A 13,869-nucleotide genomic window follows, 5' to 3' on the forward strand; every position below is an offset into this window, starting at 1 on the left:
CCCTATTGCGGAGCACTCCCGGGCCTGGAGATATTTTCCTTCTGCGCGGTGTGGTCGAGATGCGCCACAGCCGGGGCGAGCACCGACAGGAATGTTTCCGACCGGCCGATATAGACGATCGCCGCACCCTCGATCCCGTTCAGAACTTCCGCCAGCGTATCCTGCGTCTGTTTTTCCAGCCCTTCGAGCAAATCGTCGATAACGACGAATTTCGGCTTCAGCAGCAGGGCATTGGCCACCCGGATACTGGCCTGCTCGTCGGAATCCAGTTTTTTGTCCCAGCGAATATTTTCCTCGAGACGGGATGCCATCTCGCCGAGCCCGCAGGCAGTGAGCGCCGAGACATAATCCGCATCGGCAAAACGCTGGGGTGCGCGCGGATAGGCGAGGATTTCGCGCAGCGACCCCGCCGGCAGATAGCCGTGCTGGGCAATGAAAAGTGTATCGGACTGCTCGGGCATCTCGATCCTGCCCTGTCCCCAGGGCCACAGGCCCGCCATGGCCGCAAACAGCAGCCTTCGGTTCACGCCCTGCTCGCCATTGATCATCAGCCGTTCGCCCGGCCCGATCTCGACTTCGCTCTCGCGCAGCTGGAAGCCGCGATCCAGATCCTGCCCACCCGCATCGCGGCAGATCACCACCGACTGGAGGCGGATTTTTTCATTCTCTGCGCTGCGTTGCAGATCGATCGCCAGGCCGTGCTGTTCGACGCTGTCCATCTGGATAAGCGCGTTACGGAACACCGAAACGCGCTGCAGCGTCGCCTTCCAGCTGGCGATCGGCCCGAAATTGTCGATATACCAGCGCAGCGCCGTGTTGACCTGGTTGAACGCACCGACGGCCATCATCAGCCCGCCGAAGGTGAGGTTGCCGGAGAAATAAACCGGAGCCGCGATCAGGATCGGCGCCACCACCGCCAGCCAGCCATATCCTGCCGAAACCCATGTCAGATGCGTTAGCGCCATGGCGAGCCCGCGAATGACGCCGAGCACCGCATCAATATCGATGCCTATCCGCCGCCTTTCGTTCTTTTCGCCACGTGCAAGAGCAATGGCGGCAAGATTTTCGCTCGCCCGCATCAGTGAGAAGCGAAGCTCCGCCTCTTTGGAATAACGCTCGGCATTCAGCCCGACAAGCCGATAACCGACGAGATTGCTGAGGAGGGAAGCCGAACCGGCGTAAAGGATCGCCGCCCAGACCATATAGCCGGGGATCGCATAGGTATCGCCGCTGATGGTGATGGCAAAGCCGGCCGAGAGAGACCAGAGGACGCCGATAAAGCTGACCAGCAGGATCGTCGCATTGACGAGACCGATGGAAAGCGCCGTGCTGCTTTCAGCCAGATTGCGGACATCGTCATGCAGGCGCTGGTCGGGGTTGATCGCAATCGTGCCGAAACCGGCAAGACGGGCGGCCCGTCCCGGTTTCAGCCATTGATCCACCATATCCTTGGCAAGACCCTCGCGCATGTTCAGCGCCGTCATCTGGTTCAGCCAGGTCTGGATGACGTTGAGGAGAAGCAACAGCCCCGCGATGATGGCGAAGACCTCCAGCTGGTGAATGAAGGCGGCAAGATCGCGCCGCTCCAGCGCGTTGTAAAACGGCGCGTTCCATTCATTGAGCCTGATCTGCCCATAGGCGGTGAGCAATATCACCGTGAGCAGCGCTATCGACAGCAAGATCAGCCGGGTGCGCACCGGCGAGGTCCAGAAGGCACGCCCCATCATGCGCAGCTGCGCCGGGAAATCGAGATCGAAACCCGAAAGATTAGCCGCGCTTTTGCGCTGATCGTCGGTCACCGTTGTTGCCATTCATTCCATTCCGAAACGTCAGTCGGCAAAGAAAGCGGGTCGCGATTCTGCGCCTTTCGTTGCCAAGCAATAACACGCCGTTCGACCTTGTCCACAATCCCGGCGAAATCTCAGCGGCGATGATTGAAAAGCCCGGACAATTCTTACCGCGGGCAAATATCGCGGCCTCGACCAACAATGCGGTTGCCCCCGGAAATGATCCTTGCTTTCTTTTCCTGCATTGCACAAAATCCGAATAATTTCAGAGGGGCGGACAAACCGCATAAGCCGGAAAACCGGGCAAGGCAGATTAATGGCGATCAAAGCGAGCATCTATCATCTGACGCATTATAAATACGACAATCCGGTTCGCCTTGGACCACAGATCATAAGATTAAAGCCCGCCTCGCACTCCAGAACCCGCGTTATCAGCCATTCGCTCAAGGTTTCGCCCTCCAATCACTTCGTGAACCTTCAGCAGGATCCCTACGGCAATTACCTCGCCCGCTTCGTTTTTCCCGAGCCGGCGACGGAATTTAAGATCGAGGTCGATCTTGTCGCCGATATGACGGTTTACAATCCGTTCGATTTCTTTGTGGAGGAAGAGGCGACAAAGTGGCCCTTCGACTATCCGCAGGAATTGCGCGACGACCTGTCCATCTACATGAAGCCGGAGCCGACAGGCCCGCTGCTCGCCGCCTTTATGGCCACCGTCGACCGCACGCCGGGGCAGCAGACGGTGGATATGGTCGTTGGCCTCAATGCCCGCCTGCAACAGGAGATCGGTTACGTCATCCGCATGGAACCGGGCGTCCAGACGCCGGAGGAGACGCTTGCTTCCGGCAAGGGGTCCTGCCGCGATACCAGCTGGCTGCTCGTGCAGGTTCTGCGGCATCTTGGCCTCGCCGCCCGTTTCGTGTCGGGATATCTCATTCAGCTCACCCCCGATCTCAAAGCGCTGGATGGCCCATCCGGCACCGAAGTGGATTTTACCGATCTGCATGCCTGGGCCGAAGTCTATATGCCCGGCGCGGGCTGGATCGGCCTTGACCCCACCTCGGGACTTCTGACGGGCGAGAGCCATATTCCGCTGGCAGCAACGCCGCATTACCGCAATGCGGCGCCGATTTCCGGCGGTTATTACGGCCATGCCAACACGGAATTCGCCTTCGACATGCAGGTCCGGCGGGTTGCCGAAACGCCGCGTATCACCAAACCCTTTTCGGATGAAAGCTGGGAGGAACTCAACGCGCTCGGCCAGGAGGTCGATGACGTTCTGAACAGCCATGATGTCCGGTTGACCATGGGCGGTGAACCGACCTTCGTTTCCATCGACGATTTCGAATCCGACGAATGGAACACCGGCGCGGTCGGGCCGACAAAGCGTGAAAAGGCCGATGCCCTGATCCGCCGCCTGCGTGAGCGTTTCGCACCGGGCGGCTTTCTACATTACGGGCAGGGGAAATGGTATCCGGGCGAAAGCCTGCCGCGCTGGACCTTCTCGCTCTATTGGCGCAAGGACGGCCTGCCGATCTGGCAGAATCCGGCGCTGATCGCCGAGGAGGGCGCAAATACAGACGTCAAGGCGGAAGATGCGCAAAAACTGCTGGGCGGTATAGCCTCCCATCTCGGCATCGAGCCGGAACTGGTGCTGCCGGCCTATGAGGATCCGGCCGAATGGATCATCAAGGAAGGCAGCCTTCCCGACAATGTCGACCCGTCCAATTCCAAGCTGAAAGACCCGGAGGAGCGAAACCGCATGGCCCGCGTCTTCGAACGGGGACTGACGACACCGACCGGTTATATTCTTCCCGTTCAGGCATGGAATGCGCGCGCCGCCGGCAAGCGCTGGATCAGTGAAAAATGGAAGACGCGGCGCGGTAAAATATTCCTCGTTCCGGGTGACAGCCCGGTGGGTTACCGCCTGCCGCTCGGCACCCTGCCCTATGTGCCGCCATCCGCCTATCCCTATATTCATGAAGCCGATCCTTCGATCCCCCGCGGTCCGCTTCCCGATGTCCTGACGCCATCGGGCCGCGCCATGCCCGAAGCCTCCTTCCATGCCAGCGAGGCCGCAGGGCAGGAGCGCATCGAACAGACGCTCGGCGAAATCGGCGGCGCGGTGCGCACCGCCATGTCGGTGGAACCGCGTGACGGAAGGCTTTGCGTCTTCATGCCGCCGGTCGAGCGCATCGAGGACTATCTCGAACTGATTGCAGCAGCGGAAGCGGCAGCCGCCGATCTTGGCTTGCCCGTCCATATCGAGGGTTATGCGCCGCCGCATGACGAGCGCGTCAATGTCATCCGGGTCGCACCCGATCCCGGCGTCATCGAGGTCAACATCCATCCCGCCGCGGGCTGGAAGGATTGCGTCGACATCACCACGGCTGTTTATGAGGAAGCGCGTCAGTCGCGTCTCGGCGCCGACAAGTTCATGATCGACGGCCGCCACACCGGCACCGGCGGCGGCAACCATGTGGTCGTGGGCGGCGCCAACCCCAATGACAGCCCCTTCCTGCGCCGGCCCGATCTTCTCAAAAGCCTCGTTCTGCACTGGCAGCGGCACCCCTCGCTCTCCTATCTCTTCTCAGGCCTCTTCATCGGCCCGACGAGCCAGGCGCCGCGTATCGACGAAGCCCGCCACGACAGTCTCTACGAGCTGGAGATCGCGCTTGCGCAGGTGCCGGCCCCCGGAGAAGGCGTGCCGCCGCTGCCATGGCTGGTCGACCGGCTGTTCCGCAATCTTCTGACGGATGTGACGGGCAATACCCATCGCGCCGAAATCTGCATCGACAAGCTGTTTTCGCCTGACGGGCCCACCGGTCGCCTTGGCCTTGTGGAATTCCGCGGTTTCGAAATGCCGCCCAACGCGCGCATGTCGCTCGCCCAGCAATTGCTGGTGCGCGCCCTCATCGCCCGCTTCTGGAAAAATCCGGCCGCCGGCAAATTCGTGCGCTGGGGTACGGCGCTCGCTGACCGCTTCATGCTGCCGCATTATATCTGGGCGGATTTCCTCGACGTGCTTGCCGACCTCAGGGAAAACGGTTTCGACCTCAAGCCCGAATGGTTCACCGCCCAGCAGGAATTCCGTTTCCCCTTCTTCGGGGAAGTGGAATATGAGGGCGCGAAGCTGGAATTGCGCCAGGCGCTGGAGCCCTGGCATGTGATGGGCGAACAGGGCGCCATCGGCGGAACCGTGCGTTATGTCGACAGCTCCGTCGAGCGCCTGCAGGTGCGGCTGGAAACCTCCAACCCCGCCCGTTACGCGGTGGCATGCAACGGCCGCGCCGTTCCGCTGACCCCGACCGAAAACCGCAGCGTCGCAGTCGCCGGCGTTCGCTTCAAGGCATGGCAGCCCGCTTCCGGCCTGCATCCCGTTCTGCCCGTCAATTCACCCTTGACCTTTGACATTTATGATACATGGTCGAGGCGATCGATCGGCGGATGCATCTACCATGTTGCTCATCCGGGCGGGCGCAATTACGAGACCTTTCCCGTCAACGGCAATGAGGCCGAGGCACGCCGCCTCGCCCGTTTCGAACCATGGGGACATACGGCAGGGCAATATCCGCTACAGGCGGAAACCATGTCGCCAGAATTTCCGCTGACGCTCGATCTGCGTCGGCCTTACGGAGTGTAAATTGTCCAAAGCCCCGGCAACGGAACGCAAGACGGAAACGAGCGCGCAACCGCGCGGGCTTGAATATTCCCCCTTGCCGGGCGTTGCCGACGAAATGCTCGATACCAACGGCAAGGTCAGGCCGGTCTGGAAGACCCTGCTCGACGCCCTGTCGCGCATGTCGGAACGGGAATTGCACGAACGCTTTGCCCGCACTGACCGCTATCTGCGCGATGCCGGCGTGTTCTACCGCGATTACGGCAAGGGCAGCAGTGAAAGAAACTGGCCAATCTCCCATATTCCGGTCCTGATCGACGACAGGGAGTGGGCGGTTCTTTCCGAGGGGCTGAAACAGCGCGCCAATCTTCTGGAAGCCATGGTCGCCGATTTTTACGGCGAAAACCGGCTGGTCAAGGAAGGTTTCGTACCCCCGGCCTTGATCGCCTCCAATCCGGAATATCTGCGGCCCATGGTCGGCGTAAAACCGGCAAGCGGCCATTATCTGCATTTCTGTTCCTTCGAGATCGGGCGCGGACCTGACGGCAACTGGTGGGTGCTGGCCGACCGGACACAGGCGCCTTCCGGTGCGGGTTTCGCACTCGAAAACCGGGTGGCCACCACCCGTGCACTTTCCGATATCTATGCCGAAACCCATGTGCACCGTCTGGCCTCGTTCTTCGGCGCTTTCCGCGACACGCTGCAGGCGCAAAGAAAGCACCCCGACGACCGGATCGCCGTGTTGACGCCCGGCCCCGCCAACGAAACCTATTTCGAACACGCCTATATCGCACGTTATCTCGGCTTCATGCTGCTGGAAGGCGAAGACCTCACTGTCGTCAACGGCCGCGTCATGGTCAGAACCGTAGCGGGGCTGAAACCGGTTGGCGTTCTCTGGCGGCGTCTCGACGCCTCCTATTCCGATCCGCTGGAACTGAACCAGCAATCCCATATCGGCACGCCGGGCATGGTGCAGGCGCTGCGCAATGAGGCGCTCACCGTCGTCAATGCGCTCGGCAGCGGCATTCTCGAGACGCGGGCGCTGCTCGCCTTCATGCCGCGCATCTGCCGCCACATTCTGGGCGAGGAGCTGAAACTGCCATCGATTGCCACCTGGTGGTGCGGGCAGGAATCGGAACGCCGCCATGTCGCCGGCAATATCGAAGGCATGGTCATCGGCCCGGCTTATTCCCGGCTTCCCTTCTTCGACGATAACGGTCAATCCGTGCTCGGCTCGTCGCTGCGCGAAACGGCGAAGGAATCGATCAGCGACTGGCTTGCCTCCGACGGCCACAGGCTGGTGGGACAGGAAGTGGTGACGCTTTCGACAACCCCGGCCTATATCGACAACAAGCTCGTGCCGCGCCCGATGAGCCTTCGCGTTTTTGCCGCGCGCACCCAGGATGGCTGGCAGATCATGCCCGGCGGCTTTGCCCGTATCGGCAGCAGCAACGATGTCTCCGCCATCGCCATGCAATCGGGCGGAAGCGCTGCGGATGTATGGATCGTCAGCGACAAGCCGGTGGAACGCACCACGCTACTGCCGGCGGAAGAAAGCTTTACCCGCAATATGCCGGGCAGCCTGCCGAGCCGCGCAGCCGACAATCTCTTCTGGCTCGGCCGTTATATCGAGCGTTCGGAAGGCGCCCTGCGCATCCTGCGCGCCTGGCACGGGCGTTATGCCGAATCCGCTGATCCGCACCAGCCTCTGCTCGCGCATGTGACACGCTATCTCGAAGCGCTCGATGTGGAGATGAACGATGCCGTGCCGGAAAGCCTGCTGAACAACATCAACAGCGCGCTTTATTCCGCCAGCAATATCCGCGACCGCTTTTCGCCTGACGGGTGGCTGGCGCTGAACGACCTTGCCAAGACCGCCCGCCGTTTCCACGCGAAAGTGGCCCCCGGCGACGACGCTACCCATGCCATGACGATCCTGCTGCGCAAGCTTGCGGGCTTTGCCGGTCTCGTGCACGAAAACATGTATCGCTTCACCGGCTGGCGTTTCCTGTCGATCGGCCGCTACCTGGAGCGCGGCCTGCATATGACGCGTCTTCTCGGCCATATGACCGGCCCGGACGCACCTGACGGCTCCTATGACATGCTGCTCGAAATAGGCGACAGTGTCATGACCCATCGCCGCCGCTACAACGTCAATACGGCCGGCCTGACCGTGACCGATCTTCTGGCGCTCGACCCGCTCAATCCCCGCTCGATCCTGTTCCAGCTGAACGAGATCCGCACCGAGGTGGAGCAACTGCCGAATGCCTTCGTCAACGGCCAGATGTCGCCCTTCTACCGCGAGGCGATGCGTCTGCATTCCGGACTTGCGGTGATGACGCCGGAAAACATGAACGGCGCGATCTATCGCCAGCTCGAAACCGACATGGAACATCTCTCCGATGTTCTGGCCCGGACCTATCTCGGATAATCCTATGCTTTACGATCTTTCCCTGCATATGGGTTACACCTACGACACGCTGGCCCACGGCGCGCGCCACATCATCCGTGTCCTGCCGCTCTCCATCCCCGGCCGGCAGCGGCTTGTCGCCGGCTCCATCGATGTTTCGCCGGTGCCGGAAGAACGTGCCACCTTCGAGGACTTCTTTCATCAATCGGCCACGTCAGTGCATCTGCGCGCGCCGCATGAAAAGCTGGATATCCGTATGCAGGCCCGCGTGATGGTGGAGGCGCCGGCGCTGACGGCGGATTTTTCGCCCGAGCTTTCCCGCCTGCCGCAGGACCTGGCCGATGTCTGGTCGCTCGATTTCCAGTCGCCGCACCACTTCATCGGCGCAAGCCCAAGGATCGGAATGGATGCGGCAATATCCGCCTATGCCCGGGAATTGTTGAAACCGGGAATGACCATTCGCGAAATCGCGCGCTCTCTGTGCAAACGCATCCATAAGGACTTTACCTATGATGGTGAGGCGACGACCGTCGATACGACGCCATCGGAAGCCTTCAAGCTGAAGCGCGGCGTGTGCCAGGATTTTTCGCACATCATGATCATGGCGCTGCGCAGCCTCGGCATTCCCGCCGGTTATGTCAGCGGTTTCCTGCGCACCATTCCGCCACCGGGCAAGGAACGGCTTGAAGGCGCCGACGCAATGCATGCCTGGGTTCGCGTCTGGTGCGGAGAAGCAGCCGGTTATCTGGAACTCGATCCCACCAATGATATCGTCGCCGGAAGCGACCATATCGTCGTCGGTTACGGCCGGGACTATTCCGATGTCGCCCCCGTGATCGGTGTCTTGAAGAGCTATGGCAACCAGCAGATAAAACAGGCCGTCGACGTCATCCCCGTCCAATAATGACACGATGTGTATTATTGCGGCCATCGCGCCAACAATTCTTGAAAATACTTCGAAAACTGCTCCAATTTGATCGCTGCGTAAAATTGAACCGATCACGTTAGCGGATTTTACATCGTTTGCGGCTTCTCTGTGCTCAGTCGAATATTCTAATCCGTGAGCCCCTCATGACCGCCTCTGCACATCAAAAACCGAAGCGCCGTTTTCTTGCCGATACCAGCGGGAATTTCGGCATGATGACGGCCATTCTGCTGCCGGTGTTGCTGGGTTTTGCCGGCGCCGGCATGGAGTTGGCCAATGTGATGCAGGTGAAAGCGGATATGCAGAATACCGCGGATTCTGCAGCCCTCGCAGCAGCGACCGAGGCCCGTTTGAAAATGGGCGACCTGACGGACGAGCAGATCAAGGCAATCGCCAAGAACTTCATCGCGGCCCAGATGGAAAAGAACCTGACCGAGGAAGAGAAAAAGGAACTGGAGCAGAATTCTCCGACCAATATCACGAAGACGGAAAATGCCCGCGGCAAGACCTATACTGTTGAAACTACGATCAACCACCGCATACAGCTCAATCCGCTGCTCGGGTTCATTGGCGCAAAAACACTCGATCTTTCGGTAACCGGCACCGCGAAGAGCACCGTCAACAAGGGCGCACCGATCTCCATGTATCTGGCGCTTGATCGTTCCGGTTCGATGTCATTCAAGACGGATACCATCAATACCGCGAAAAAATCGTGCCCGGTTTATACGGCTGACAATTGGGGTACCAGCGAAGCGAAGGCCACATCCAGTCCCTGCTATGTCAACAAGGCCACGTCGCTCAAAACCGCCGTCGGGTTCCTTGTCGCAACATTGAACAAGGCTGATCCGACCTACACGGCCAACGGCGGTTCAGAACTCGTCCGTACCGGTGCCTCGGTCTATACGCACGAGACATATGCTGCTCAGCCCATCAGCTGGGGTACGGGCAGTGTCGCCAGCTATGTCAACAAACAGATCCCGGAATTTCCCTCCGGCGGCACGGATGCCCGCAGCAGCCTGAACGCCGCCTATAACGCCCTTAAAAAATCCAACACCGACGAAGCGAAAGCACACAAGGACAAAGGCAGTGAATCGTTCGAGCGCTACATTGTTCTCATGACCGACGGTGAAATGACGGGCAACAGCGCCTCGTGGAATTCCAGCATCGACCAGTCCGTGCGCACCACCTGCGAGACCGCCAAGAAAGACGGGATCAAGATTTTCAGCGTCGCCTTCATGGCGCCGGACAAGGGCAAGTCGCTGTTGCAATATTGCGCATCCAGCCTCGACAATTATTACGCGCCGGAAAACATGGAGCAGATCGTCACTGCCTTTGGCGAAATCGCCCGCAAGGCTGCCGGCAGCATAGCCACGCTCACCAACTGATCTGTTTCTGGAGCGTCTTGTCGGCTGCATGGCTGACAAGACATGCACGGCAGGTGACAGCGGCGGCGGCCCGTGGCATAGGAGGGCCGCTCCCATTCACAGGCCCTGTCATGATCCGCATCGAAAACATCAGCAAGTCGAACAGTCACCGCATTCTCTATATCGAGGCCTCCGCCGCGCTCAATCGCGGTGAGAAGATCGGCCTTGTCGGCCCGAACGGCGCCGGCAAGACCACGCTGTTCCGGATGATCACCGGCGAAGAGCAGCCCGACGAGGGCCAGGTCGTCGTCGAAAAGGGCATGACGGTCGGTTATTTCGATCAGGATGTCGGTGAAATGTCCGGCCGCTCGGCCGTCGCGGAAGTCATGGAAGGGGCAGGCCCGGTCAGCGAAGTGGCGGCGGAGCTTCGGGAACTGGAAGCCGCCATGTCCGATCCCGACCGGATGGACGAGATGGACGCCATCATCGAACGTTACGGCGAAGTGCAGGCGCGTTATGAGGAACTGGACGGCTACGCGCTGGAAGGCCGTGCGCGCGAAGTGCTGGACGGGTTGAGCTTCAGCCAGGAGATGATGGACGGCGATGTTTCCAAGCTTTCCGGCGGCTGGAAGATGCGCGTGGCGCTTGCGCGTATCCTGTTGATGCGCCCGGACGTGATGCTCCTCGACGAACCGTCGAACCATCTCGATCTCGAAAGCCTGATCTGGCTCGAGGATTTCCTGAAAAACTACGACGGCGCTTTGCTGATGACGTCGCATGACCGCGAATTCATGAACCGCATCGTCACCAAGATCATCGAAATCGATGCCGGCAATCTCACCACCTATTCCGGCGATTACGGTTTTTACGAACAGCAGCGCGCGCAGAACGAAAAGCAGCAGCAGGCGCAGTTCGAACGCCAGCAGGCCATGCTTGCCAAGGAAATCAAGTTCATCGAACGCTTCAAGGCCCGCGCTTCGCACGCCTCGCAGGTTCAGAGCCGCGTGAAGAAACTCGAGAAGATCGACCGCGTCGAGCCGCCAAAACGGCGTCAGACGGTGGCTTTCGAATTCGCGCCGGCGCCCCGGTCAGGCGAGGATGTCGTGGCGCTGAAGAAGGTAAACAAGGCCTATGGCAGCCGCACGATCTATGGCGAGCTCGATTTCATGGTGCGGCGCAAGGAACGCTGGTGCATCATGGGCGTCAACGGCGCTGGAAAATCGACGCTGCTGAAGCTGGTGACCGGCACGACGGAACCGGATTCCGGCAATGTCACGCTCGGCGCCAGCGTCAAGCTCGGCTATTTCGCCCAGCACGCCATGGATGTTCTGGATGGCGACAGCACCATTCTCGAATGGCTGGAGGAGCGTTTTCCGAAGGCGGGGCAGGCGCCGTTGCGCGCCCTTGCCGGCTGTTTCGGCTTTTCCGGCGACGACGTGGAAAAACGCTGCCGTGTTCTTTCCGGCGGCGAAAAGGCCCGTCTCGTCATGGCCGCCATGCTGTTCGATCCGCCGAACTTCCTCGTGCTGGACGAGCCGACCAACCATCTCGATCTCGACACCAAGGAAATGCTGATCAAGGCCCTGTCGGATTATGAGGGCACGATGCTGTTCGTTTCGCACGACCGCCATTTCCTCGCCGCGCTTTCCAACCGGGTGCTGGAACTGACGCCCGATGGCATCCACCAATATGGCGGCGGCTATACCGAATATGTCGAAAGCACGGGACAGGAAGCGCCGGGCCTTCGCAGCTAAGCCACCTGCCGGACACGTCGCCCTGTAACGGCAGCTTTCGTTTGGAGACTGGAGAAACAGATGCGGATCGTGGTCTACAGCGCCAAACCCTATGACAGGCAGTTCCTTGACGCTGCCGCCCACGCTGGCATGCGGATGCAATATTGCGAAGCACGCCTTTCTCTCGAGACAGTGGCGCTGGCGGAGGGAGCGGCGGCGATCTGCGCCTTCGTTAATGACGACCTGTCGCGGCCGGTGCTTGAAAAGCTTGCGGAAATGGGTATCCGGCTCATTGCCCTGCGCTGCGCCGGTTTCAATCAGGTCGATCTCGCCGCCGCCGAAAAGCTCGGCCTGACCGTTGCGCGCGTGCCGGCCTATTCGCCCTATGCGGTCGCCGAACACACCATGGCGCTCATCCTGTCGCTCAACCGCAAGATCCATCGCGCCTATAACCGTGTCCGCGAAGGAAACTTCGCCCTCGATGGCCTGCTTGGCTTCGACCTTCACGGCAAGACGGTCGGCATTATCGGCACGGGCAAGATCGGGGCGATTTTCGCGCGCATTGCGGCCGGCTTCGGCTGCCGTCTCGTTGGCCATGACGTACGGCCAAATCCGGATTGCGAAGCACTGGGCATGGTCTACGTCACGCGCGAGGAACTGTTTCGGACATCGGACATTCTGGCGCTGATGTGCCCGCTTACACCGGAGACCCGTCACCTCATTCGCCGGGAGACGCTGCCGCTTTTGAAAAAGGGCGTTATGCTCGTCAATACCAGCCGCGGCGCCATCATCGACACGCAGGCGGCAATTGCGGGTCTGAAAGACGGCACAATCGGCAGTCTCGGCATCGATGTCTATGAAGAAGAGGCCGATCTCTTTTTCGAGGATCTTTCCAACGACGTGCTGCGCGACGATGTTTTCGCGCGGCTGCTGACCTTCCCCAATGTTCTGGTCACCGGCCATCAGGGCTTCTTCACGCAGGAGGCCCTCAGGAACATCGCGGACACCACGATCGGCAATATCGAAAGCTTTTTCAGGACCGGCAGGGCGCTACATGCCGTTTCCACGGAGCAGTTTGCCGGCCCGGCCTAGTGACTCCGGTCAGAAGCCGGAGATTTTTAATACCATTCTGCGCGTCCTCTGCACGAAGGCGGGTAAAATTGGTATGATCATTGAGTTTTACTGAAATTCATCATACATATTTGACAGGCTTCACGCCTGCCTCGATTTTAATGCATGGTGACCGACGTGCCTGAACAGCAAAAACAGCGCAGCAAATCCTCCGGTTCTCTGGTCAGCAGAGTTAGCCTCAGCCTGAGAAACGCGATTGCCTCCGGGCAATATGGACCCGGCGACCGCCTGCCCAGCGAAATCGAGATGACGGAAACCCATGGCGTCAGCCGCACCGTGGTGCGCGAGGCGGTGACGGCGCTACGCTGCGACGGGCTGGTGGAGGTGCGTCAGGGGGCGGGCATTTTCGTGCTGAAGCGTGAAAAAGACGCGTCACCCACACCCGGTATCGACCGCGCCCGGCTCTCTTCCGATCTGGAGGTGCTGGAAATCAGGACGCCGCTCGAAATCGAAGCGGCAGGGCTCGCCGCCCTCCGCCGTTCGCCTTCGCAGGAGGAAGCGATTTTCGACTGTCACGCCCGGCTTCTGCAGTGTATCGAGGAGAACCGCTCCATTCGCGAGGCGGATCTGGCGCTGCATCTTGCCATTGCGGCGGCCACCAACAATCCGCTTTTCACACAGTTCCTTGAGCTGCACGGTCAGGCCGTGATTCCACAATCGCGCGTGGTTTCCGAAACCGGCGAGAACGACCAGACAGCTTACCGGCGATTGATCCACAAGGAACATGAAGCCATCGTCATCGCCATATCGGACCGGAACGAACAGGCCGCGAAGCTGGCGATGCAGGCGCATCTGCGCGGTAGCCAGCACCGCTACCGCGACATGATGCGCGACATGCGCGGCATCGCGCACAGCTAAAGGGTTTTCAGTAAAACCGGGTCGTCGCTTTGCGCTCAGTAA

The 13,869-nt window shown here is 60.2% G+C and carries 8 protein-coding genes; 7 read left to right on the forward strand and 1 reads right to left on the reverse strand.

Features of this window, described 5'->3' with window-relative positions; translation table 11 throughout:
* Positions 1 to 2 precede the first annotated feature (2 nt).
* Positions 3 to 1,811: an ABC transporter ATP-binding protein/permease gene (locus ACQZ40_RS18520; protein WP_149743248.1), complete on the reverse strand. Its 1,809-nt coding sequence runs from the start codon at positions 1,809 to 1,811 to the stop codon at positions 3 to 5.
* A 292-nt stretch (positions 1,812 to 2,103) separates the two neighbouring features.
* On the opposite strand from ACQZ40_RS18520, the gene ACQZ40_RS18525 reads away from it, so the two are divergent.
* From ACQZ40_RS18525 to ACQZ40_RS18555, 7 genes are all read left to right on the forward strand, one after another.
* Positions 2,104 to 5,430, forward strand: coding sequence for a transglutaminase family protein (locus tag ACQZ40_RS18525; RefSeq protein WP_448748428.1), 3,327 nt, complete (start codon positions 2,104 to 2,106; stop codon positions 5,428 to 5,430).
* A 1-nt stretch (position 5,431) separates the two neighbouring features.
* Positions 5,432 to 7,837, forward strand: coding sequence for a circularly permuted type 2 ATP-grasp protein (locus tag ACQZ40_RS18530; RefSeq protein WP_448748429.1), 2,406 nt, complete (start codon positions 5,432 to 5,434; stop codon positions 7,835 to 7,837).
* Positions 7,838 to 7,841: 4 nt separating this feature from the next.
* The gene (locus tag ACQZ40_RS18535) at positions 7,842 to 8,720 is read left to right on the forward strand and encodes a transglutaminase family protein (RefSeq protein WP_065656595.1); all 879 of its coding nucleotides are present in this window, start codon (positions 7,842 to 7,844) and stop codon (positions 8,718 to 8,720) included.
* A gap of 167 nt (positions 8,721 to 8,887) precedes the next feature.
* Positions 8,888 to 10,126 carry a vWA domain-containing protein gene (locus ACQZ40_RS18540; protein ID WP_065656596.1) on the forward strand — a complete coding sequence of 413 codons (1,239 nt, stop codon included), beginning with the start codon at positions 8,888 to 8,890 and terminating at the stop codon, positions 10,124 to 10,126.
* Between the two features lie 110 nt (positions 10,127 to 10,236).
* On the forward strand, positions 10,237 to 11,859 hold the full coding sequence (locus tag ACQZ40_RS18545; protein WP_065656597.1) for an ABC-F family ATP-binding cassette domain-containing protein: 1,623 nt from the start codon (positions 10,237 to 10,239) through the stop codon (positions 11,857 to 11,859).
* Between the two features lie 60 nt (positions 11,860 to 11,919).
* Positions 11,920 to 12,930 (forward strand): 2-hydroxyacid dehydrogenase, encoded by a 1,011-nt coding sequence (locus ACQZ40_RS18550; protein ID WP_448748430.1) that lies wholly within the window; start codon positions 11,920 to 11,922, stop codon positions 12,928 to 12,930.
* Between the two features lie 144 nt (positions 12,931 to 13,074).
* Complete coding sequence (locus ACQZ40_RS18555) at positions 13,075 to 13,827, forward strand: FadR/GntR family transcriptional regulator (RefSeq protein WP_080819594.1); 753 nt, start codon at positions 13,075 to 13,077, stop codon at positions 13,825 to 13,827.
* Positions 13,828 to 13,869 lie beyond the last annotated feature (42 nt).

The organism is Agrobacterium sp. 16-172Ci, assembly GCF_053522725.1.